This window comes from Kumtagia ephedrae (assembly GCF_003012745.1).
In the GTDB taxonomy this organism is placed as follows: Bacteria; Pseudomonadota; Alphaproteobacteria; order Rhizobiales; family Rhizobiaceae; genus Kumtagia; species Kumtagia ephedrae.
The window spans coordinates 212,035-235,865 of the sequence record NZ_PXYK01000006.1 but is presented as its reverse complement, the minus strand read 5'-3'; the positions used below and the strand labels follow the sequence as shown (position 1 = coordinate 235,865).

The window sequence follows — 23,831 nt, the reverse complement described above, 5'->3', positions numbered from 1 at the left end:
CGGCCGTCCCCGTCGTCTCGGTTTACTCGTCGACCTCGCCAGCTTGCCCGCGCCGCCAGTAGGCGGCCGCGAGAAAGCGTTTCTTCGGCAGGCCGCGCTCCGCTTTCAGGAAAGCGCGGATAGCGCGGGCGGCGGCGTGCTCGCAGGCCGCCCAGACGTACGTGTCGTCCTGCCAATGCGAGTCATCGAGCGACCGCAGCGCGTCGATCAGCAGCGTCGTGGAGCCGGCCGGACGCCCCTCGCGCGACAGCCAGTGCACATCGATGCCGGGCTTTGCCGCAAGGTCCTGCCGTTCGGCATCGTCTGCGATCTCGATCAGCACGGTGGCGCGTGCCCCGGCCGGAAATTCCTCCAGCATACGCGCGATGGCGGGCAGCGCCGTCTCGTCGCCGGCAAGGATATGACGCGAGGCCGGCGGCAGGCTCCCGCCGCCGCCCGGTCCGGTCATGCCGACCACGGCACCGGGAAGCGCGTCGCGGGCAAACTGTGCGCCGGGCATGCCGTCGCCCTCGTGCATGACGAAATCGATGTCGATCTCGCCGGCTTCGACGTCGATCCTGCGGATCGTGTAGACCCGGGCGACCGGCCGTTCCCCCTCGGGCCAGGCCTGCCGCCCGTCCGCCGCCATCACCGGCCATACCGGGGCCACGCCCGGCCGGGGTGCGAACAGCAGCCGCACATGCAGCCCGTCATGAGCGAAGCGAGCCAGATTTTCGCCGGCAAGCGTGAGGCGCCGCATCGCCGGCGTCACGTCGACGGCGCGGACCACCCGCATCTCGCGGAAATAGGGCAGCGGCGCGCCGGGCGTCGTGCCGCCCTGCCAGACGATGTCCGGCTCTTCGCCGGGCGCGAATTCGTTGACATGCTCGGCCACGCTCCATTGCAGGAACGACAGCGAGGTGTCGTCGCCGGCCTCGACGCGGAAGGCGAGAGCGCCATCGCGCAGGGCGACCGACGCCGTGCCGATCTCGAACGCGACCGACCAGCCGCCGGACTCGCCCGAGACGATACCGTGCTCGCCGAAATGTTCGTGCAGATGCGCCATCACCGTCTCGGGGGAGCGCACGCGGACCAGCGTTTCGGCCTTGAGCGGCAGGATTGCGTTCATCGCTCGAAAACTCCGGAGGGTTTTGCGCCCGGCGCCGCGACTTCGCCGCCGGACGGTTTTCCGTCGGCGACCAGCGCGATCGCCGGAATGGCGGCGAGCGCGACGGCAGCCGCGCCGGCATAGAAGGCCGTGTAGCCGAAATGCTCTGCCGCGTAGCCGGCGAGCACGCCGCAGGCCATGCTGACCAGCGCGTCCATCGACTGGAACAGGGTGAAGTCGACGCCGCCCTGGCGCGGATCGGACCAGCCCATGAACTGCGCATAGAGCGCGACGAAGCCCAGCGCCATGACGCCCGACGAACTGGCGACCGCCACCGCCATCAGCAGCGTCTTGGATATGCCCGGAAACAGACCGTAACCGGCGAAGAACAGCAGCGCGGCGCCCTGCAGCACGAGCGCGAGCACCAGCACGGTTCTCGCGCCCCAAGCCCTGACCAGAGCGCCGCCGGCGAGCGCCGCTGCGAAGCCGACGAACAGGCTGCCCACGCCGTTCAGCAGGCCGATCTCGGCGAGGCCGAAGCCCGCATCGATCAGGAAGGGGCCGAGCATCATCATGCTGCCCTTCTGCGCGACCACGTAAATCGCGGCGGCGAGAAGGCCCCTGCGCACTTCCCTGCGCCGCAGGGCGGAGGCGAGCGACGGAGTGTGCGGTCGGGTCTCAGCGGCAGCGTGGGAGCGGGCGTGCAGCAGGAAGGGTGCGCCGAGCAGCACCAGCAGCAGCACCATGGCCAAAACCGCAACCTGCCAGCCGCCGGCGGCTACGAGGACCAGGAACAGGCCGCCGCCGATGGCCGAGCCGAGATAGGCGCCGCCGACCTGGGCGGCGTTGCCCCAGCCGTGGAATTTCTTCGCCAGCGTTTCGACCGCATAACCGTCGCAGGCGATATCGACCGTCGACGCCGCGAAGGCCACAACCGTCAGGCAGGCCAGCACCGGAAACAGCGCCTGCGGCCCGAGCATGCCGGCGAGCGCCAGGCCGAGAATGCTGATCAGGCCGCCGACGAGCACGATCGTGCCGGAGCGGTTGCGACCGCTGCGGGGCAGGCGGAACCGCTCGACCTGCGGCGACCACAGGAACTTCAGCGCCCAGGGCAGCGCGATCAGCGACAGCAGGCCGACATCATCCAGCGCCAGCCCGCCGTCGCGCAACACCGCCGGCAGGCCGGTCCAGCTTATGCCGCCGATCACGCTCTGCGCGACATAGAGGCCGCCGATGGCGAACACCACGCCGGCAGGGGCAATTGGATGGGAGTTTACCCCCACCCCTGACCCCTCCCCACAAGGGGGAGGGGAACTTGCGTGCGCTTCCGCCGGGCGCCAATCGTCGATGGTTTTCTGCGGCATGGCGGCCGCAAAGTCCCCCTCCCCCTTGTGGGGAGGGGTCAGGGGTGGGGGTACCAGGTGGCGGAAGCCCTCGTCTTTTGTCATGTCCCGCTGCCCTGCACGGTCGGATCGGCTCGGCCAGCCGAATTCATCAGAACCGGTAACGCAGGCTGCCGAACACCGAGCGGCCCTCGTCCTTGTAGCAATAGCCGGCCGAGCAGATCGGCTTCTGCTCGTCGAACAGGTTTTTCGCGTTGACCTGCAGCATGACACCGTCCCAGGCTGGGTTTTTCGTGCCGAAATCGTAGGAGACGGCGGCGTCGACGAAGGTGCGGGCCTCGTTCTTGAAGGTGTTGGTGTCGTCGCCGTAGCTGCTGCCGACATAGCGGATGCCGGCCCCGAGGCCGAGCCCGGCCAACGTGCCGTCCTCGAAGAGATAGTGGCCCCACAGCGAGAAGATGTCGTTGGGCGTGGCCGAGAGCTCTTTGCCGTCGGTTCCTTCCGCGCCGTTCAGAATCTTCATGCGCAGATGGGTGTAGGAGGCGATGATGCTGAAGCCGTTGTCGAGCGATGCGTTGGCCTCGATCTCGAAGCCGCGCGAGTTGAGGTCGAGCTGGCGCTGCTTGTTGATGCCGGTGGAGGCGTCGAAGACCACGCCGTCCTCCTGGTCGATGTCGAACAGCGCGGCCGTGATGACGGCGTTGTAGTCCGGCACCTCGTATTTGACGCCGATCTCGCGCTGCGTGCCGATGGTCGGGCGCGCGACCCGACCCACCGTGCTGGTGACGTCGTCGTAGACGAGGCCGATATTGGGCGAAAAGGAGGTGGAATAGTTGACGTAGGGGATGATGCCCCACTCGGTCCGGTAGGAGAGGCCGAGCCGGTAGGAGAAGGCCTCATCCTTCTGCGTGCTCTCCGTTTCGTCGACCGCGGTCGACTTGGTGTCGACCCAGTCGTAGCGGCCGCTGGCGAACAGGGTGAAGTCGTTCCACTCCACCTGGTCGTGCAGATAGATGCCGATATTGTGCATGCGCTGCCCGCCGGCATAAGGAACCGGCGCGTCCGCCGTGTCCTCCGCCGAGACGTAGCCTACGCCGCTATGGGCGTCGTAGTCGGACCAGCCATAGTCGACGCCGGCCACCGCGGTATGGCTGGCCGCGCCGGTGTCGAACTCGAACTGCGCCATGTTGTCGACGACGAAGTTCTTCATGTCCTCGGTATAGTGGCCCCAGTAGCGGGCGAGGCCCGAGCCGCTCGGATAATGGCCGCTGTATTCGAGGTCGGCGTCGACGGCGTTGAAGCGCAGGTTCTGGCGCAGCGTCAGCAGGTCGTTGACGCGGTGCTCGAACTCGTAGCCGATGCGCCCCTGCGTCTGAGTGAAGTCGTTGTAGTTGGGGTCGCCCTCGTAGATGTCGGAGACCACGCCGTAGGCCGGATTGTAGAAGGCCGCCGTGCCGCCGGTCACCGAATGGGATATCTCGCCGAGGATGGTGAGTTTCGTGTCCTCGTCCGGCTTGAAGGTTATCGCCGGGGCGAAATAGGCCTTGTCGTCGGGATAGCCGGGCAGCTCGGTGTTGCTCAGCCGGCCGAGGCCGGTCAGCCGGTAGAGCAGGGCGCCGTTCTCGGTGGCGGGGCCGGAGAAGTCGAAGCCGATCTGGCCGCGGTCATAGGTGCCGCCCAAAAGCTCGATCTCGCGGAACTGCTCGTCCTTCGGCCGCTTGGTGACGACGTTGACGATGCCGCCGGGGCCGCTGATGCCGTATAGCGAGGAGGCGGGGCCTTTCAGGATCGTGACGCCCTCGATGCCATAGGGCTCCGTCTTGAACCAGGCCGAAGGGCTGTTGTATTGGCGCAGCCCGTCGCGGAACATACCGTTGTAGTGGGCCGGGAAGCCGCGCAGGAAGAACGCGTCATAGCGCGTGTCGAAGCCGAAGCTGTTGGGGTTGGCGCTTGCCGTATAGCTCAGCGATTCGTTGAGGGTGCGGGGCTTCTGGTCCTCCATCTGGTCCTGGGTGACGGTCGAGATCGCCTGCGGGATCTCGACGATCGGCGTGTCCACCTTGGTGCCGAGCCGGTCCTGCTTGGCAACATAGCCGTCCTGGACCAGCGTGTCGTCACTTTCCGATTCCACCGTGATCTGCTGGAGAACCGTGGGGGCCTCCTGCGCGATGACGGCCGCCGTCGTCAACGGCAGCGACAATGCGGCAAACAGCCCTGCGCGGCCGGTGCGGTACCCGAAAAAGCTCACTTCAAAACCCCTGGTCTCACTCATGAAACCTGGCGGCCCGCCGCACGCGGCGGACCTCCAGACGGGCGCTCCTAAATATCTGGATAAGTTCAGTCAAGTTAAAGGCGACCCCTGCCGCGAGGGCAGGTGCAATTTCCCCGCGAGGTGTTGCTCATCGGTCGATGCCGCGTGTCGGCATGACAGAGTTCGGCGGAAATAACCGGCATCCGCGGATAACGCGGCGGGTCGACCGGGCACAGAGTCACGCCGAGTTCAGGGCTTGGGCGCAGGTACGTCTCAGTCGACGGTGAACTGCTCGTGCGTGCGCAGGAAGCGCAGAAAGTCCTCGCCGCCCAGGATAAGGTCGCGTTCCATCGCCGTGCGTGCCTTGGCCGTATTCTTCTCGCGGAGCGCGACGATCAGGTTGTCGTGCTCGGCCGCGCCGACGTAGCGGTGGTCGCCCTCGTTGAAGAAGACCGTCAGCATCGGTCCCATCGATACCCAGAGGCTCTCGATGTGGGTGACCAGCATCTCCATTCCGGACAATCGATAGACGGTGAAATGGAAGTCGCGATTGTAGCGGAAGGCCCGTTCCGAATCGCCGCCATTGTCCACTTCGACGAAGGCCGCCTGGAGATCTGTGAGCCTGGCGATGTCGTCTTCGGTGGCGTTCGGCGCGGCGAGGCCCGCCGCCAGCCCCTCCAGGGCGAGCCGGATGGTGCGCACCTCCATGTAGCGGGCCATGGTCATGGCAGGCACCGTGACGAACCGGCCGGAGCGCAGCTCGAGGCCGCACTCGCTGACCAGCCGAAGGCAGGCTTCGCGTACGGGTGTCACGCTCGTGCCCAGCTGGTCGGCGAGATCGTGCATGACCAGCCGCTGGCCGGGCCGGAACTGGCCGGCGATCAGGCCTTCGCGTAGCGCCTGATAGGCGCGGGCGGAAAGATTGCCCTGTTCAAGTGGCTGAATGTTCACGACGCTGTCCTCCTCAGCCTTCGTTGCCCAGCATCATCCGTCTGAGTCTGATCCTACAAAGTATAGGCCCGCCATGCACCTCGTTATTTGGAACAAGGGGTGGGGCGTCGCGGATCGGCATGCCGGACGGCCGCGAGAGTGTCTCAATGCTTCTTCTGCAGGTTTCGCGTCCGGGCGTGGCCCACTCGATGGATCATCCTGCCACCTCGAAAACATATAAGATATAAGTTATGGATAAAACCGTAAGAACCGTCTTACAGACTCTTGAAGCTCACCGCGCACCATGGGCATGAGACTGCATCCGTGTTGGCAGATCGACCGAGCTGTACGAGCAGGGGCCCGCTGAGCGTGGCGGGCGGCGACGACGTCCATGACTATGTCGCCGCCGCCAGGCGCTATACAAAAGCTTGGTCCGGCTAAGGGCGATTTCGCCGGGGTCGAACGTGGGCCGCTTGGCCGCTGCCAGCCGCCCACGTGCGAAGAGGAGGAACGTCATGAACGACAGACATCACGATCCGGCTGACGGCATCGCTTTCGTGAACGGGACCTATATGCCGCTCGCCGAGGCCAGCGTGCCGCTCACCGACCGCGGCTTCGTCCGCTCCGACGCGACCTATGACGTCGCCCATGTGTGGAAGGGCAGCTTCTTCCGCCTCGACGACCATATCGAGCGCTTCGAGGCGTCGATGCGTGGCCTGCGCATGAGCTTGCCTTATTCGCGGGCGGAGATCGCCGCAATCCTGGTCGAATGCGTGCGCCGCAGCGGCCTGCGCGACGCCTACGTTCAGATGACCTGCACGCGCGGCGTGCCGCCGCGCGGCACGCGCGACCCGCGGCTCTGCCAGAACCGCTTCTATGCCTTCGCCCAGCCCTTCGTGTGGATCGCCAACGAGGAGCAGCGCCGCGACGGGCTGAAGATGGTGGTGAGCTCCGTTCAGCGCATCCCGCCGGAGGCCATCGACCCGCGCATCAAGAATTTTCACTGGCTCGACCTGACCATGGGCATCTTGGAGGCCTACGACCGCGACGCGATCGTGGCGCTGCTCAACGACGGCCACGGCAACGTGACCGAAGGGGCCGGCTTCAACGTCTTCGCCGTCAAGGGCAGCACGATCGCGACGCCGGATCGCGGCGTGTTCGAGGGCATGACGCGGCGCACCGTCATCGAACTCGCGGGCGAGGTGGAGCTACGTTGCGAGGTCCGCCCGGTCGCGATCGAGGAACTGCACGATGCCGACGAGATATTCATTACCAGCACGGCGGGCGGCATCATGCCGGTGACGGTGCTGGACGGCCGCATCTACGGCAACGGCAAGCCCGGCCCGGTGACCGGCCGCATCCACGACCTCTATTGGGCGAAGAAGCAGGCCGGCTGGCTGAGCACGCCGGTCGATTACGGGACGGCGTGACGGGCGCCAGGCCGCCTTGCCGGCTTCCTCGGCCGCCCCATAGCTGATGCCGCGCGGCGCCTTTCCGGTCAGCGCCGCACCCCCAGCCGCAGGGCGACCTCTTCGGCGATTGCGAGGCAGGAGGTCAAGCCGGGGCTTTCGATGCCGAACAGATTGACGAGGTTGTTCAGGCCGTGGACCTCGCCGCCCTGGATGACGAAGTCCGCCGCGGCTTCTCCAGGACCGGAGAGTTTCGGCCGGATGCCGCTATAGGCCGGCTGCAGGCTGCCGTCGGCGAGGCCCGGCCAGTAGCGGCGAACTTCTTCGTAGAAGCGCAGGCTGCGGTCGGGATCGACACGATAGTCGAGCGTATCCGTCCATTCTACGTCTGGGCCGAAGCGGGCGACGCCGTTGAGATCGAGCGTCATGTGGACGCCGAGCCCGCCCGGTTCGGGCACAGGGTAGACGAGCCGCGAAAATGGCGCTCGCCCGGCGACGGAGAAGTAATTGCCCTTGGCATAGTGGAGCTGCGGCACCACCCCGGGATCGAGACCGGCGAGCGAACGGGCAAGGGTGTGAGCGCCGAGGCCGGCCGCGTTGACCACATGGCGGGCGGCGATGGAAAACGCGCCGCCGCCTGCCGCGTCCTGCGTGTCGAGCGCGATCCGGCCGTCTTCGACACGGCCCGCGACCACCCGTGTGTTGAGGACGGGCACCGCCCCGTCCTGCTCGGCGTCGCCCAGCAGCGTCAGCATCAGCGTATGGCTGTCGATGATGCCGGTCATCGGCGACAACAGGGCGGCGGTGCAGCTCAGCGCCGGCTCCAGCGCCTGCGCCTCGGCTGCGTCGAGCAGCGTCAGCTCGCCGGCGCCGCAGGCGCGGGCGCCGGCGGCGATCCGCGCCAGCATAGGCTCCTGCTCGGCGCCGGTCGCCACGATCAGCTTGCCGCAGCGGGCGTGCGGAACGCCGCGCTCGGCGCAGTAGCGGTAGAGCCGCTCGCGGCCCTGGATGCATAGCCGGGCCTTCAGCGACCCGGCGGGGTAATAGATGCCGGCATGGATGACCTCGGAATTGCGCGAGCTCGTCCCCGTGCCGATCGCGTCTGCCGCCTCCAGGACGAGCACTTCGAGACCGCGTCCAGACAATTCGCGGGCGATCGCCAGGCCGACGACGCCGGCGCCGACGACGACGCACTCGACTTCCTCCATGCTCAGGCCGCAGCGCTGCGGGCGACCAGCCGGTCGAGGATGATCTGGCCGGCTTCGCTGATGTCGTCGACGATCGCCTGCTCGGCCGCGTCCGGGTCCCGGGCTTCGACGGCGCGGAGGACGGCGTAGTGGTGCTCGATCATCAGGCGTCCTCCCGCCTGGTACGATTCGGCGATCAGCGGTCCCATCTGCAGCCAGAGCCGGTTCAGGATGCCGCGCAGCACCGCCATGTCGGCGATCTCGGCAAGCGCGAAATGAAAGGTCTGGTTGAGATCGAGTGCCTCGAACCAGTTTTTCCCGGCGATCTCCCTCTCGTTGCTGGCGATCAGGCCGGCGAGCCGTGCGACATCGGCCGGGGTGGCCTTGAGGGCGGCCTCGCGCGCTGCCAGTCCTTCGAGCTTCAGACGTATCTGGCGGATTTCGCGATAGCGCGCCGGCGTCATGATGGGCACCCGCACCTCCCGCGCCGAGCGCTGCACGAGCCCCTCGTCCTGGATGAGGCGCAGGATGGCGTCGCGCACCGGCGTCACGCTGGTGCCCAGCGACTGGGCGAGATCGCGGATGGTCAGCCGCTGGTCCGGGGCGAACCGCCCCTTGATGAGGGCCTCAGCGAGTCGGGTGTAGACGGTGTCGCCCAGGCTCTCGCGCGCCAGGGTCTCCAGAGTGAAATCCGACTGCACCTCATCCCCCGCCATGTGACCGATACTTCTTCTTGACATCATATCTTATAAGAAAGATGATGCATCAAACAGCAAATAGCAAGAGGCGACCCGGCACGGTGTGGCGGCTCGTGGTATGAGCCTCCTGCGTCGAGGAAGCCTCCATGGATGCCCAGCCCAACTCCCCCGAAGCCCGCGACATCCGTTATCACCTCCATGCCTACACCAATGCGCGCAAGCATCAGGAAACCGGCCCGCTGGTGATCGAGAAGGGCGACGGCATCTATGTCGAGGATGCCGCCGGCAACCGCTACATCGAGGCGATGGCGGGCCTGTGGAGCGTGGCCGTCGGCTTCTCGGAGCCGCGGCTGGTCGAGGCGGCCGCCCGGCAGATGGCGAAGCTGCCCTTCTACCACAGCTTCAGCTCCAGATCGCATTCGCCGCTGATCGACCTTGCCGAGAAGCTGGTGCTGATGGCGCCGGTGCCGATGAGCAAGGCGTTCTTCACCAATTCCGGCTCAGAGGCCAACGACACGGCCATCAAGATGATCTGGTACCGGTCGAACGCGCTGGGCCAGCCGCAGCGCAAGAAGATCATCGCCCGCAAGCGCGGCTATCACGGCGTCACCATCGCCGCGGCCAGCCTGACCGGCCTTCCCAGCAACCAGACCTCCTTCGATCTGCCGATCGCCAACGTGCTGCATACGGCATCGCCACATTACTGGCGCGAGGCGCTGCCGGGCGAGAGCGAGGAGCAGTTCTCGACCCGACTGGCCGGCGAGCTGGAGCAGCTGATCCTCGCGGAAGGGCCGGAGACGGTCGCCGCCTTCTTCGGCGAGCCGGTGATGGGGGCGGGCGGCGTCGTCGTGCCGCCGGCCGGCTACTGGGAGAAGATCCAGGCGGTGCTGGCGAAGTACGACATCCTGCTCGTCGCCGACGAGGTGATCTGCGGCTTCGGCCGCACCGGTGCGATGTTCGGCTGCCAGACCTACGGCATCAAGCCCGACATCATCGTCATGTCGAAGCAGATCTCGTCCTCCTACCTGCCGATCTCGGCGCTGCTGATCAACGACAGGGTGTTCGAGCCGATCGCGGACGAGAGCAATCGCATCGGCACCTTCGGGCACGGCTTCACCGGCGGCGGCCATCCGGTCGCGGCGGCGGTGGCGCTGGAAAACCTCAACCTGATCGAGGAGCGGGATCTGGTCGGCAACGCCCGCAGGGTGGGAGCCCATATGCAGGAACGCCTGCGCCGCCTCGCCGTGCACCCGCTGGTTGGCGAGGTGCGCGGCGTCGGTCTCATCGCGGCGATCGAACTCGTTGCCGACAAGGCTGCCAAGGCGCCCTGGGGGTCGGTCGGCGCGCTGGGCGGCCTGGTCAACGGCCTCCTCCAGGACAACGGCGTGATCACGCGCAACATGGGCGACGCGCTGGCCTTCTGCCCGCCGCTCATCATCACGGAGAAGCAGGTCGATCTTCTTATGCAGGCGGTCGAGCAGGCGCTCGACGCGGCGGCGAAGCAGGTCGCGAAATGACGTGCGGTGTGGAACGAACGGGATGAGCGAAGGATGTGACGCGAGCATCCGTCGCCAGGTAAAGTCGGGAAAACGACAATAGAAGAGTGGTGCAACGGAAGGGTGATGCCCTTCGACCGGCCTGAAGCGCCCGGAGGGGGCGTCTGGCCAAAAGAGATGGGAGAATTTTCATGCGCAAGTTTGGAAGAACGCTGGCCTTCGCCCTGTCGGCCACGATGGTTTCTGTCGCTGCGGCCGAGGCTGCCGACTGGTGGCCGTTCAAGATTGCCTCCGCCAAGGACGGCGATCTCAACACCATCCAGCAGATCGAATACGCGCCTTTGGAGAAGGCCGAGAAGCCGTGGAACCTCTGCGTGCTGTTCCCGCATCTGCAGGACAGCTATTGGGTGTCGGTGAACTACGGAATCGTCGAGGAGGCCAAGCGCCTCGGCGTCAAGGTGACGGTCTTCCAGGCCGGCGGCTACACCGCGCTGCCCAAGCAGATTTCGCAATATGACGACTGTGTCGCTTCCGGCGCCGACGCCATCCTGATCTCGGCGATCTCCGAGGCCGGCGTCGCCGCCAAGATCGGCGAGGGCATGGGCAAGGGCATCGTCAACGTCGCCGTCGCCAATCCGATCCTGGAGACGCCGATCACCGCCCGCATCACCCCGGACTTCTACCAGAAAGGTTTTCAGACCGGCGAATACGTGAAGAAGTTCCTGGGGGACAAGCAGGGCCAGGCGGTCGCCTTCCCTGGTCCGCAGGGCAGCGGCTGGGCCGAGACCTACATGGGCGGTTTCCGCGACAGCACCAAGACCGGCAACGTCAAGCTGCTGGCCGAGATGTTCGGCGAGGCCAGCGTGCCGGCCCAGCTCCGGCTGGTCGAGGACGCACTGCAGACCTATCCCGACGTGAACGTCATCTGGGGCGGCGCGCCGACCGCCGAGGCTGCCATCGGCGCCGTGCAGGATGCCGGGCTGGAAAACGTCACCATCATGTCCTCCTATGAGAACCAGACCATGCTGAAGGCGGTCAAGGACGGCGCGGTGCTCGGCTTCGCCACCGAATATCCGGTGATCATGGGCCGCATCGGCGTGGACCTCGCGGTCCGCGCGCTGGAAAAGAAGGAGCACGAGAAGATTCTGCTGGTTGCTCCGGGCATCGTGACCAGCGAGAATGTCGACAAGATCGACACGACCCAGATTTTCGCGCCCGACGGCTGGCGCCCCGAATTCTCGGTGAAATAGGAGGCGGGCCAGAGCTCGCGTCCTCGCACGCCGCGATGCGTTCGCGATCCTCCCGGGCCTTGCCGCGCATCCGTCGCGGTCGGGCCTTGCCGCCGCCAATTTGGGCATTTTGACGGGATGCTGGAAGTTACAGGATTCACCAAGGCGTTTCAGGGCGTCGTCGCGCTTGACAATGTCGATTTCTCGCTCGAGCGCGGCGAGGTTCACGCACTGCTCGGCGAGAACGGTGCCGGCAAGTCGACGCTGATCAACCTGATCGCCGGCACGTTTCCCTGGACCGAAGGCTCCTGCCGCATCGGCGGCCGGCCGGTGGCCAGCCTGACGCCGCAGGCGGCGCGCGAGAATGGCATCGCCGCCGTGTTCCAGGAATTCAGCCTGGTGCCGGACCTGACGGTGCTCGACAACCTGTTTCTCGGCCGCGAGCAATCAGGCGGCTTCTTCCTCAAACGCCGGCAGATGCGCCAGGCGGCCGTCGATCTGCTCGACGACCTCGGCTTCCATGTGCCGCTCGACGAGAAGGTCGCCTTCCTCTCGCGCGCCCAGAAGCAGATGGTCGAGATCGCCAAGGCGCTGCGCACCCGGCCGGAAGTGCTCATCCTCGACGAGCCGACGGCCTCGCTCACAGACGGCGAGGCCGAAAAGCTGTTCAGCGCCATGGCGGTGCTGAAGGGGCGCGGCGTCGGCATCATCTATGTCTCGCACCGCATGGCCGAGATACGGAAGCTTTCCGACCGCGTCACCGTGCTGCGCGGCGGCAAGAAGATCGGCACCGTTGCGACCGCCGAGATATCGGACGATGACCTCATCGAGATGATGGTCGGCCGTCCGGTCGAGCAGCTCTTTCCCAAGATCGAGCAGAAGCCCGGCGAGGTCCGGCTCGAGGTCCGCAACCTCACCACCGCCGACGGCTCCGTGATCGACGCTTCCTTCGTCGCCCGGGCGGGGGAGGTGGTCGGGCTGGCCGGGCTGGTCGGTTGCGGCCGCAGCGAATTGTGTCGTGCCGTCTTCGGCCTGGAGGCGGTCGAGTCCGGCACGATCCGGCTCGGCGACAAGGTCGTGGAGCGACCGTCGCCGCCGGCCATGCTGGCCGCCAATCTCTGCTACTTCCCTGCCGACCGCGGCTCGGAGGGCCTGGCGGTGATGCGTCCGGCGCGCGAGAACGCCACCATGAGTGCGCTCAGGCTGCCGTCGCTGGCCGCCGGGCCGGTGCTGAAATTCTGGCGCGAGAACGAGGTGATCCGCGCGCCGCTGACCGAGCTCGCGCTCCGGCCGATGGCGCCCGAGCGCCGGGTCTCTGCCTTTTCCGGCGGCAACCAGCAGAAGGTGATGCTGGCGCGCGGGCTGATGAAACCCTTCGACGTCTATCTCTTCGACGAGCCGACGGTCGGCATCGACGTCGGCGCCAAGGCCGATGTCTACAACCTGATCAAGCGGCTGGTCGAAGGCGGCGCCTGCGTCGTCGTCTCGACGTCGGAGCTGCCGGAGCTCGTCAATCTCGCCTCGCGCATCTACGTCATGCATGAGGGCCGCGTCGTGGCCGAACTCGGCGAGAACGAACGCTCGGAGCAGCAGATTCTCTCCCACTATTTCGGGGGGAAGGCATGAGTACGATGAACTCGACTGCCGCCTCAACGGCCGGCACGGAGCGGACACCGCACCGCGTCGGCCTGCTCGACCGCTTCCTCATGCAGGGCGGCATCGTCATCACCTTCCTCGTGATCGCCGTCGTCGCCACGGCGCTGATCGAGCCGCGTTTCCTCAACCGGCTCAACCTCATCAACATGATGCGCAACTTCTCCTTCCTGCTCATCCCCTCGCTGGCGCAGATGCTGGTGATGACCGCCGGCGGCTTCGACCTGTCGGTGGGCGCGGTGGTGGCGATCGCCTCCGTCGTGACGGCCACCGTCATGCTGGTCGGCAGCGGCTATTTCCCCGACGCTGGCGTGCTGCTGATCCTGCTGTCGCTGGCCGCCGTCGTCGGCGTCGGCGTGCTGGTCGGCTCGGTCAATGCCTGGCTGGTCGCCTCCTTCTCGCTGTCGCCCTTCATGGTGACGCTCGCCATGATGTCGGTGCTGGTGGGCATCGCGCTCTATTTCACCCAGGGCATCCCGATCTACGGCGTCACCGATACCTTCGTCAGCGGCGTCGGCCGCGGCCAGCTTCTCGGCCTGCCGGTCGTGCTCTGGGTGGCGCTCGCCGTGCTTGCCGGTTGCATCGTGCTGCAGCGGTTCACCGCGCTCGGCCGTCACATCTATGCCGTCGGTAGCGACGAGCGCTCGGCCCGCCTTTCCGGCGTGCGCACCGGCCGCACCCTGATGGCGGCCTATGTGCTGGCGGGTGTGCTGGCCGCGCTCACCGGTTTCCTGATGACGTCGCGGCTGGGCGCCGGCCACGCGACCATCGGCACGACTTTGGCGCTGGAGACCATCGCGGCGGCGGTGATCGGCGGCGTGTCGCTGCGCGGCGGCGTCGGCCGCGCCGAGCATGTGGCGCTTGCCGCCCTGTTCCTGGCGGTGGTCGCCAACGCCATGAACCTGGTCCAGGTCGACAGCAAGTACCAGACGCTGGTGCTCGGCGCCGTGCTGATCGTGGCGCTCGCCATCGAGCGGCTGCTTCTGCGGAGGCGGCAGGCATGAGCACCCCTTCGGGCACGCAAGCGGCAGCGGTGCGGGCCTCCGCCACGTCTTTAGTTGCCGGCCTGCGCGCCGCCCGCCTGCCGATCGCCATCCTCTGCACGCTGGTGCTGTTCGGCCTGATCGAGCCGCGCGTGTTGTCGCTCGGCAATTTCCGCAACATCGCCATCCAGGCGAGCTACCTCGCCATCTTCGCCATGGCGCAGACCATGGTCATCCTGACCCGCGGCTTCGACCTGTCGCTCGGCTACACCGTGTCGCTGGTCAGCGTGGCGGCGTCGATGGCGATGGTCGCGATGGGCGGCGGCGATGCCGCGATCCTCTGGGGCCTCGGCGCCGGCATCCTCGTCGCGGCGCTGATCGGCCTTGCCAACGGGCTGCTGATCGCCGGCATCGGCATCAATCCGCTGGTCACCACGCTGGGCATGGCCAATGTGGTGATGGCCTTCGCCTCGACCGTCAGCGACGGTTTTCCCGTCACCGGCCTGCCGCCGGGCTTCACCGCCATGTTCGCCCAGGCGAGCGTCCTGTCGATCCCGGTTCCGATCCTGGTCGCCGCGCTGGTTTTCGCGCTGCTGTTCCTGACGCTCAAGGCGACGCGTTTCGGCCGCAGCCTCTACATCATCGGTGCCAATCCGAGGGCGGCCGTTGCCGCCGGCATCCGCACCATGCCGGTGCTGGTGGTCGCCTACATGCTCTGCTCCGTGCTGATCGGCCTCGGCGCCTTGCTGCTCACCGCCCGCACGGGTTCCGGTGAGCCCAATCTCGGCGGCAACCTGACGCTGGAGGCGATCGCCGCGGCGGTGGTCGGCGGCGTGCGCCTCTCCGGCGGCGAGGGCGGCGTCGGCGCGGCGGTGCTCGGCGCGCTGTTCATCACCGTGCTCTCCAACGGCATGAACCTCGTCCAGATCGACGGCTATCTCCAGCAGATCTGCCTGGGCGTCATCATCATCGTCAGCCTGATCGTCAGCCGCGACGTCAGGCGCTGAGATCCCGCAAGATATCTTCGAGGACCCGTATGGCATATCAGGTTTGCATCGACATCGGCGGGACGTTCACCGACTGCCTGGTCTCCAACAGCAAGGGCGAGATCGCGATCTTCAAGTCGCCGACTACGCCGGGCGAGTTCGAGAAGGGCTTCATCGACGTCCTGCATGTCGCGGCCGAAGGCTACGGCCTGACGCCGGCGGACTTCATGAAGCAGGTCGACCTGATCGTGCACGGCTCGACGGTGTCGACCAACGCGCTGGTCGAGCGCAAGACCGTGAAGGTAGGGCTGATCCTGACGGAAGGCCACCAGGACATCCTCGTGCTGCGCGAGGGGCCGCGCAAGGGCGCCTTCCAGTGGCGCCTCGACTATCCCGATCCCTATGTGCCGCGCCATCTCACCAGGACCGTCGGCGGCCGCATCGACGCGCGCGGCCGCGAGCTGGTTGCGCTGTCGCTCGACGATATCGGCAAGGCGGCGGCCGACTTCCGCGCCCTCGGCGTCGAGGCGGTTGCAGTCGGCCTGCTCTGGTCGGTGGTCAACCCGGCGCATGAGCTTGCCGTGCGCGACCTGCTGGAGCGCGAGCTGCCGGGCATCCCGATCACGCTCAGCCACGAGATCAACCCGATGCCGCGCGAGTACAAGCGCATCATCGCCGCCGCGATCGACGCGTCGATCAACCCGATCGTGCGCACCTATATCGAGAAGCTGAAGACGGCGCTCGACGACGAGCGCTTCGGTGGCGAGCTGCTGCTCGCCAACTGCGTCGGCGGCATGATGCCGCTCGCTGACATGATCAGGAAGCCGATCTACAGCGTCATGTCCGGCCCGACGCTGGCACCGATGGCGGCGCTGGCGCTGTCGGACGAACCCGACATCATCGTCGGCGACATGGGCGGCACCACCTTCGACGTCTCGGCGCTGCGCGACCACCAGATCATCGTCACGCCCGACAGCATGATCCACGACGATTCGCTCGGCATCCCGAAGGTAGACGTGCGCTCGGTCGGCGCCGGCGGCGGCTCCATCGCCTTCGTCGACGAGGGCGGGCTGCTGCGGGTCGGTCCGCGCAGCGCCGGCGCGCGGCCGGGCCCCGCCTGCTACGGCAAGGGCGGCACCGAGCCGACGGTGACCGACGCCAATGTCGTGCTCGGCATCGTCGATCCCGACTATTTCCTCGGCGGCAAGATGCAGCTCCGCCGCGACCTCGCCGAAGCGGCGGTGGGCAGCATCGCGGCACGCCTTGGCGTCTCGCTGCACGAGGCGGCCTACGCCATCTACACCACCAGCAACCACAACATGGTCGCCGCCATCGAGGAGATCACGGTGCGCGAGGGCATCAACCCGCGCGACAGCTTCTTCGTCTGCGGCGGCGGCGCCACCGCCATCCACATCGCCGAGATGGCCGACATCCTCAGCCTCAAGCGCTACATGATCCCGCGCTTCATGGCCGGCCTCAGCGCCTTTGGCGGCCTGATCTCGGATATCCGCAACGAGGAGAGCGCCGTCTTCCTCACGTCCAGCGCAACCTTCGATGCCGCGGGCGCCGCCGACACGCTGCGGCGCCTGCGCCGCACCGGCGACGGCTTTCTCGCCGAGGCCGGCGTGGCGGCGGAGAACCGGCAGTTCGAATTCGCCTTCCTCGGCCGCTACGAATACCAGTCCTTCGAGATCGAGGTGCCGTTCGAGGCCGAAGGCGGCATGCTGACGGACGACGACCTGCCGGGCCTGGTGGAGGCCTTCCACCGCATGCATGAGCGCATCTATTCGATCCGCGCCGACAACGACGTCGTCGAGTTCACCGCCTGGAAGCTGCGCGCCATCGGCAAGCGCTCCGGCCAGGACATCTGGCAGAGGAACACGCTAGCCGATCAGGCGGGCGATGTGGCGCCCAAGGCGAAGCGCGGCGTCTACCGGCAGGAGAGCGGCCGGGTGGACGAGCTGCCCGTCTACGAGATGGGCGATCTCGGCGCCGGCGTCCGTCTTGCCGGGCCGTGCCTGGTCGAGGCCGAGACTTTCACCGCCTACCTCAAGGACCGGCACCACGGCGAGATCGACCGCTACGGCAATCTCGTCGTCGCCGTCGCCTGATCCAATCGTCGAACGAGGAAGTGACCGTCATGGACGCCATCAACACATCTGACCTCGACATCGCCGACCGGCGCGTGGACCCCTTCCTGATGTCGGTGCTGAAGAGCCGTTTCGAGGCGATCGTGCGCGAGATGACGCTGGTGGTCATGCGCGCCAGCCGCTCGGCCGTCATCAAGAACGCGCGCGACTTCTCCTGCGCCATCCTCACCTTCGACCACAAGCTGGTCTCGGTCGAGGATGCCTTGCCCATCCACGTCATGTCGATGGACATGGCGACCAGGCCGCTCACCGAGCTCTTCGACGACATCGCCCGGGGCGACATCTTCCTCAACAACTGCCCCTATACCGGCGGTACTCATCATGCCGACCTGATCATGGCGATGCCGGTATTTCATGAGGGCGAGCCGCTGTTCTGGGTGGTGGCGCTGTCGCATCATGCCGACACCGGCGCGCCGGTGCCGTCGACCTATCTGCCCTTCGCCAAGAACATCTTCGAGGAAGGGCTGCATTTCCCCTGCGTGCGGGTGGCGCAGGACTACCGGGAGAAGCAGGACATCCTGCGCATCGGCACCATGCGCAACCGCGTGCCGGACATGTGGCTGGGCGACGTGCGCGCCCAGATCGGCGCCTGCCGCACCGGCGAGCGGCGCATCGGCGAGTTGTTCGCTCGCTATGGCCGCGACACCATCATGGGCTTCGTCGAGGACTGGTTCGACTACGGCGCGCGCTGCGCCAAGGCGGCCATCGCCAAGCTGCCGGCAGGCAGCTACACCTACGAGACCAGGCACGATCCGGTGCCGGGCGTGGCCGAGGAGGGCATCCCGGTGCGTGTCACCATCCATGTCGATCCGGAGAAGGGCGAGATCGTCGTCGACGCCCGCGACAACATCGACAACGTGGCCGGCGGCCTAAACCTCTCCGAGAACACCGCCACCGGCTCCTGCCGCATCGGCGTCTTCAACAATCTCGACGAGAGCGTCCCGCACAATGAAGGCGCCAAGTCACAGATCAAGGTGCTGCTGCGCGAGGGCAGCGTCGTCGGCAAGCCGAAATATCCGGTGGGCACCTCGGTCGCCACGACCAACGTCAACGACCGCCTGATGATCGCCGGCAACTGCGTGTTCGCCGAGATGGGCGCGCCGCACGGCCAGGCCGAGAGCGGCAACCACCTGCCGGCGGGCGTCGGCGTCATCTCCGGCCACGATCCGTTCAAGAACGGCAAGCCTTACGTGAACCAGGTGTTCGTGGGCTATGCCGGCGGCGGCGCGCGCCACGGCTTCGACGGCTGGCTCACCTATTGCGGCCCGGCCAATGCCGGCCTGATCCAGCTCGACTCCGTCGAGGTCGACGAATCGATGTATCCGATCGTCATCGAGCGCCGCGGCGTGCTGCCCGGCTCGCAGGGTTTTGGCGAGTTCGAGGGCGCGCCGGCCATGGCCGGCGTCTTCTATCCGCTCGACCACGACATGACGATCGTCTACGCGGCCGACGGCACCAGCTTCCCGCCGCGGGGCGTGCTGGGCGGCGGCGACGGCAAGGAGAGCGAATCGATCAAGCTCGCCGGCTCGGAACGGGTCGTGCTGCCCGCCTTCGCCGAAGAGACGATCGAGGAGGGCGCCAAGATCGCCTTCACCGCCTGCGGCGGCGGCGGCTATGGCGATCCGCTGAAGCGCGATCCGCGCCGCGTCGCGGCCACCGTCAATCGCGGCTGGCTGTCGCGCGAAGCCGCCGAGACGGTCTACAAGGTCGCGCTGGTCGAAGGCGGTGAACTCGGCGTGCTCGTCGTCGACGAGGCGCGCACAAGGACGCTGCGCGCGGCCTGATACCAGCGGCTGCTTGCGCTGACCGTTCCGTTGTTAACTCTTCGCGCCCCCTCCACCATGCTTCGCATGGTCCTCCTCCCAGGCTAACGGGCAGGACGATCGCATATGGAAGTTCTGGAAGCGTCGCGCGGCCGGCTACCCCCACCCCTAACCCCTCCCCTCAAGGGGGAGGGGGACTTACGGCCGCCATGCCGAGCGAAATCGTCACCGTTTCATGTCTGGCACAACAGCGGCAAGATCCCCCTCCCCCTTGAGGGGAGGGGTTAGGGGTGGGGGTAACTACATATGCGATTGCCCTGCCTGCGCTAACGGGGGAGGATCGGGCGTGCAGGCGGCACCGCCAATCCTCCCCTGCGAAGCGGGGCAAGCGCGAAGCGGGCAGCTTCCATGCTCCCGGCACCGCTCATGTCGGGCACGGCATGCGACAATTCGCCGCGTGCAGCTTTGGCTCCGACCGTTAGCGCAGCAGAATCAAGCACTAAACATGATAAAAAGAGTAAGGTTTTAGCGAGAGCTCTCGGAAACCCGCTGCTTTCCCTAACGCCTTGGGCTTGCAGGGCATTTTTTGGTGGCCTAGTGGAGCGCTGAAGCTGCTGCTGCCGGCGGTGCCACGAAACGGGGTCCGGATGGAACTCACCAGGCTGCTCTCCAATTTCGCTGCGATGCGCCCGCGCGTCGAAGCGCTGACGCGTGGCCGGGTCGGATGCAGCGCCACCGCCGAGGACCTCGTCCAGGACGTCTGGATCAGGCTCGCCAGCGTCCGCAACGACGATTCCATCGACAACCATACGGCCTTCACCATGCAGGCGGCCAAGAACGCGGTCATCGGGCATTTCCGCAAGCAGAAGCGGCGCGGCGAGATCGACGCCGAGGTGCAGGACCTGCTGTGGCAGTCGGTCGACGAGATCTCGCCCGAGCGCGTGGTCATGGGCCGCGACCTCCTGCGCGCGGTCGAGACGGCGCTGCAGGCGATGCCGGAAAAGAGCCGCCGCATCTTCCTGATGAACCGTCTCGGCGGGGTCTCGCATCGCGAGATCGCGCGCCGCCTCGGCATCAGCGAGGAGGCCGTCTATTACCACATCCGCCGGGTGGTCGAGCGGCTGGCCGAACTGCGCGACACGCTCGACAGCGCGTCTTAGCAAAATTTTTTGCCCAAGAGCTTAGGCGTAGTGCCTTCTCGCCTGTCTATGATAGGCAAACGAGGGAGCATGCCCGGTACCGCGGGCTTTTGCTGCGTGACCGGGCAATGGGCAAAAGGCTGGGACAATCCGAAATTGACCGCAGGGTGGCGCTGGACGCCCGCGACTGGATCGTCCGGTTGTCGTCCGGCAATGTCAGCCGGGCGGAGCTTGAGCGCTTCCAGGCCTGGCGGGCGCAGTCGCCGGAGCATGACCGGGCGTTCGCCCGCGAGCAGGAGTTCTGGCAACTGCTGCAGGGCGTGAGCGACCGCGGCGAACTCGCTGCGATGAAGCCGTCTCCCGCCGCGCGATGGACCCTCAGCCGCCGCGCCGTCCTTGCAGGCACGGCCTTTGCCGGTGTTGCAACCGCGATCGTCGCGCCGCGCATCCTGACATGGGTGACGACCGACTTCGCCACCCGGTCGGGCGAGCAGACCACCGCTCGTCTGCCGGACGGCTCGACCATGCTGCTCAACACCAACAGCCGCGTCGCCCTCGATTTCGGCCACGGCCTGCGCCTTGTCGACCTCATTGAGGGCGAGGCCGAATTCACCGTCCGGCCGGACATCCCTGCGCCGTTCCGCGTCGCCGCGCTCGGCGGCCATGGCGAAACGGCGGCCGGGCGCTTTGCCATGCGCAGCGTCGAAGGCGAGGTGGCCGTCACGGTGTCCGAAGGCGCGGTCTCCGTCGCAAGCGGCGGTCCGGCAGGCGCCCGGTCGGCCGTGGTCGTCGCCGCCGGCCAGCAGACCCGTTATGCCGAGGGCGGCGTGCCGCTGCCAGCCGCGGCCGTCGATCTCGACGTCGAGCTGGCCTGGCGGACCGGCCGGCTGGTGTTCGAGGGCGAGCCGTTCCGCGCGGCGGTGAGGGAGCTCGGCCGCTACGTGCCCGAACGGCTGGTCATCGCCACCCACGCCTATGACGACAGCCCGGTCAGCGCGGTCGTGCAGACGCGCGACGCCCATGCCGCAATCGAGGCGCTGGCGCATGTCCACGGCCTCGCCGCGCACCGTATTCCCGGCGTCGTCATCCTGATCTCCTGATCGCCGGCGGCGAGCCCGAAAAATTTTCAGAAAAAGTGCGGACGGCCTTTAGGCGGCGATCCCCCTCGCGCGTCTTTGCGATCGAGGGCGGCCGATGAACGGATGCGCCCGAGAGTTTCTTGGGGGTTGTGGGATCGTGGGCAAGGACGGGGTTGAATTGGAGACCAGGGCGACGCGTCGCCTGCTGGCGAGGCTCGGCTTGGCGACCGTGCTCGGCACCGGGTTGCTGGCGCTGCCGGGCGTGCAGGGAGCGGCCTTTGCCCAGTCGGCCGCGGTCCACGACGTCAACCTTCCTGCCCAGCCGCTCGGCCGCTCGCTGAACCAGCTTTCCCGTCAGACCGGCCTGCAGATCGTCTTCGGCACGTCCGACGTCGCTGGCGCGCGGGCACCGGCGGTGAGCGGGTCGATCCCGGCCGAGCAGGCGCTGGCGCAGCTGCTCGCCGGCACCGGCATGCGCTACCGCTTCACCGGGCCGAACACGGTGTCGATCCAGTCCGGCACCGCCGCTGCCGCAGCGCCGGGTATCGCCGCGCCGGCAGCGGACGGCTCGGTGATCCTGGATCCCGTCACAGTGGCGGGCGGAGCCTGGGACGGCGGCGTCAACCAGGTTGAGATCACCGCCGAGGATCTGGAGCGCAAGAACCCGACCGACCTGCGCGACGTCTTCGCCGACGAGCCGAAGATCGCCGTCGGCAGCTCGATCCCGATGTCGCAGAAGGTCTATGTGCAGGGCATCGAGGAGACCAACCTCGCCGTGACGGTCGACGGTTCGCGGCAGAACGCAAAGGTCTTCCACCACAACGCCACCAACCTGATCGATCCGGCCCTGCTGAAGGCCGTCAGCGTCGATGCCGGCGTCGCTCCGGCCGATGCCGGCCCGGGCGCGCTCGCCGGCTCGATCAACTACGAGACCAAGGATGCGCGCGACCTTCTTGAGCCGGGCAAGACCTTCGGCGGGCTTGCCACCGCGAGCTACGACTTCAACAGCAACACCCACACTGTCGGCCTGTCGGCCTTCGGCGCGGAGGATGGCTTTGAATATCTCGGCTACCTGAATTTCGCCAAGGGCGACAATTATACAGCCGGCGACGGCAGCGTGGTTGACGGCTCGAGCTCCGACCTGATCAGCGGCCTCGGCAAGGTCGCCTACGAGATGGAAAGCGGCCACCGCTTCGAGATCAGCCACGAGCAGGTCCGTGACGACGCCCCGCGGCCGTTCCGGGCGAATATCCGTGAACTGACCAATCCCAGGCCGTGGGAGCCGAAGGTCCGCGACTATACGCTGAACCGCACCAACACGGTTTTCACCTATACGGACGTGTCGCCGGAAGGCTGGTGGGATCCGAAGGTGGTGGTCGCCTATTCCCGCAGCGAGGTCGAGACGCCCATCTACACGCGCTTCGACATCTATCCCGGCATCGGTACGACCGACAGCTTCAACGGCAAGGCAGAGAACCGCTTCGCCCTCGAGAACGGCAGCATCACCGCCGGCTTCGACTTCTACAAGGACGACGCCGATCTCGACGCCCGCGAGGATTCGGCCACCGAGCACGCCAGCAATGTCGGCGTCTATGCGCAGGCCCGGCTGGAGCCGTGGGATCATACGCGCCTGTCCTTCGGCGCCCGCGGCGACCACCAGTGGTTCGAGGGCACGACCGGCGAGAAGTGGGAGAATGCCGGCTTCAGCGGTAACGTGTCTGGGGAGTACGATCTTGTCCCGGAATTCCTGACGGCCAAGGCCGGCTTCTCGCATGTCTGGGCCGGCGTGCCGCTGGCCGAGAACTTCATCTTCAATCCGGGCTGGGACTACGGCGACGGGCCGGAGCCGGTCACCTCCAACAACGTCACGGCCGGTCTGGTGGCGACCTACAACGGCTTCACGCTGGAGGGCAACGTCTTCCGCACCGACATCTATGATGCGCGCGTGGCCAGATATGCGGTGGCCAGTGCCATCGCCATGAGTGACGTGCGCTCAGAGGGTTTCGAGGTCGGCCTCGGCTATGACTGGGGAGCGGGCCGCGCCAGCGTCAAATATGCCGACATCGACGTCACCATCAACGGGAGCGCTGCCGATTCCGACATCGGCACCTATCTCGCCACGCCGGTCGGCCAGATCATCACGCTGGCGGCCTACCACAGTTTCGACGAATGGAACGTGACCCTCGGCGGCGACGTCGAGATCGCGCTGAAGTATGACAACCCGTCCCTGCCAAGCTACGAGGTCGTCAACGTCTTCGCCGAATACAAACCCGAGGCGGCGCCGAACTTCACCTTGCGCGGCGACATCAAGAACCTGTTCGATGAGGACTATGTGAGCCGGGCCACCTATGGGCAGGAATTCGACAACGTGGAGCCGCTGCCGGAGCCTGGCCGCAGCTTCAAGCTGACGGCGACGGCGAGGTTCTGAACGGATGAACGGGCCGGGGG

At 66.9% G+C, this 23,831-nt stretch carries 17 protein-coding genes; 11 read left to right on the top strand and 6 right to left on the bottom strand.

What is annotated here, in order from left to right; translation table 11 throughout:
- Positions 1–22 precede the first annotated feature (22 nt).
- From C7I84_RS08645 to C7I84_RS08630, 4 genes are all read right to left on the bottom strand, one after another.
- Positions 23–1,108, bottom strand: a complete 1,086-nt coding sequence (locus C7I84_RS08645) for a siderophore-interacting protein (protein ID WP_106771755.1) — start codon at positions 1,106–1,108, stop codon at positions 23–25.
- On the bottom strand, positions 1,105–2,370 hold the full coding sequence (locus tag C7I84_RS08640) for an MFS transporter (protein ID WP_245428360.1): 1,266 nt from the start codon (positions 2,368–2,370) through the stop codon (positions 1,105–1,107). Before C7I84_RS08640 ends, C7I84_RS08645 begins: the two co-directional genes overlap by 4 nt.
- A 211-nt stretch (positions 2,371–2,581) precedes the next feature.
- On the bottom strand, positions 2,582–4,678 hold the full coding sequence (locus C7I84_RS08635; RefSeq protein WP_245428359.1) for a TonB-dependent siderophore receptor: 2,097 nt from the start codon (positions 4,676–4,678) through the stop codon (positions 2,582–2,584).
- Positions 4,679–4,954: 276 nt separating this feature from the next.
- Complete coding sequence (locus C7I84_RS08630; protein WP_106771752.1) at positions 4,955–5,632, bottom strand: GntR family transcriptional regulator; 678 nt, start codon at positions 5,630–5,632, stop codon at positions 4,955–4,957.
- A gap of 494 nt (positions 5,633–6,126) precedes the next feature.
- Here C7I84_RS08630 and C7I84_RS08625 point away from each other — a divergent pair, with 494 nt between their 5' ends.
- Entirely contained in the window at positions 6,127–7,041 is a 915-nt protein-coding gene (locus C7I84_RS08625; protein WP_106771751.1) for an aminotransferase class IV, read from the top strand.
- 68 nt (positions 7,042–7,109) lie between these two features.
- On the opposite strand, the gene C7I84_RS08620 is transcribed toward C7I84_RS08625, so the two are convergent.
- Both C7I84_RS08620 and C7I84_RS08615 read right to left on the bottom strand, forming a co-directional pair.
- Positions 7,110–8,228 (bottom strand): NAD(P)/FAD-dependent oxidoreductase, encoded by a 1,119-nt coding sequence (locus C7I84_RS08620; protein WP_106771750.1) that lies wholly within the window; start codon positions 8,226–8,228, stop codon positions 7,110–7,112.
- Positions 8,229–8,230: 2 nt separating this feature from the next.
- Positions 8,231–8,923, bottom strand: a complete 693-nt coding sequence (locus C7I84_RS08615; protein WP_245428358.1) for a GntR family transcriptional regulator — start codon at positions 8,921–8,923, stop codon at positions 8,231–8,233.
- A gap of 128 nt (positions 8,924–9,051) precedes the next feature.
- Here C7I84_RS08615 and C7I84_RS08610 point away from each other — a divergent pair, with 128 nt between their 5' ends.
- From C7I84_RS08610 to C7I84_RS08565, 10 genes are all read left to right on the top strand, one after another.
- Positions 9,052–10,422, top strand: coding sequence for an aspartate aminotransferase family protein (locus C7I84_RS08610; RefSeq protein WP_106771749.1), 1,371 nt, complete (start codon positions 9,052–9,054; stop codon positions 10,420–10,422).
- A gap of 170 nt (positions 10,423–10,592) precedes the next feature.
- Positions 10,593–11,651: a TMAO reductase system periplasmic protein TorT gene (torT, locus tag C7I84_RS08605; protein WP_106771748.1), complete on the top strand. Its 1,059-nt coding sequence runs from the start codon at positions 10,593–10,595 to the stop codon at positions 11,649–11,651.
- Positions 11,652–11,768: 117 nt separating this feature from the next.
- Positions 11,769–13,256 (top strand): sugar ABC transporter ATP-binding protein, encoded by a 1,488-nt coding sequence (locus C7I84_RS08600; RefSeq protein WP_106771747.1) that lies wholly within the window; start codon positions 11,769–11,771, stop codon positions 13,254–13,256.
- Positions 13,253–14,287: an ABC transporter permease gene (locus C7I84_RS08595; RefSeq protein ID WP_245428357.1), complete on the top strand. Its 1,035-nt coding sequence runs from the start codon at positions 13,253–13,255 to the stop codon at positions 14,285–14,287. Before C7I84_RS08600 ends, C7I84_RS08595 begins: the two co-directional genes overlap by 4 nt.
- A complete protein-coding gene (locus C7I84_RS08590; protein WP_106771745.1) occupies positions 14,284–15,273 on the top strand; it encodes an ABC transporter permease in 990 nt (329 codons plus the stop codon). Before C7I84_RS08595 ends, C7I84_RS08590 begins: the two co-directional genes overlap by 4 nt.
- Positions 15,274–15,302: 29 nt before the next feature.
- Complete coding sequence (locus C7I84_RS08585) at positions 15,303–17,363, top strand: hydantoinase/oxoprolinase family protein (protein WP_106771744.1); 2,061 nt, start codon at positions 15,303–15,305, stop codon at positions 17,361–17,363.
- Between the two features lie 29 nt (positions 17,364–17,392).
- On the top strand, positions 17,393–19,186 hold the full coding sequence (locus C7I84_RS08580; RefSeq protein WP_106771743.1) for a hydantoinase B/oxoprolinase family protein: 1,794 nt from the start codon (positions 17,393–17,395) through the stop codon (positions 19,184–19,186).
- A 626-nt stretch (positions 19,187–19,812) separates the two neighbouring features.
- Positions 19,813–20,325, top strand: coding sequence for an RNA polymerase sigma factor (locus C7I84_RS08575; protein WP_106771742.1), 513 nt, complete (start codon positions 19,813–19,815; stop codon positions 20,323–20,325).
- A 146-nt stretch (positions 20,326–20,471) separates the two neighbouring features.
- On the top strand, positions 20,472–21,404 hold the full coding sequence (locus tag C7I84_RS08570; RefSeq protein ID WP_245428356.1) for a FecR family protein: 933 nt from the start codon (positions 20,472–20,474) through the stop codon (positions 21,402–21,404).
- A gap of 157 nt (positions 21,405–21,561) precedes the next feature.
- Complete coding sequence (locus C7I84_RS08565) at positions 21,562–23,811, top strand: TonB-dependent receptor (RefSeq protein ID WP_245428355.1); 2,250 nt, start codon at positions 21,562–21,564, stop codon at positions 23,809–23,811.
- The last annotated feature ends 20 nt before the right edge of the window (positions 23,812–23,831 follow it).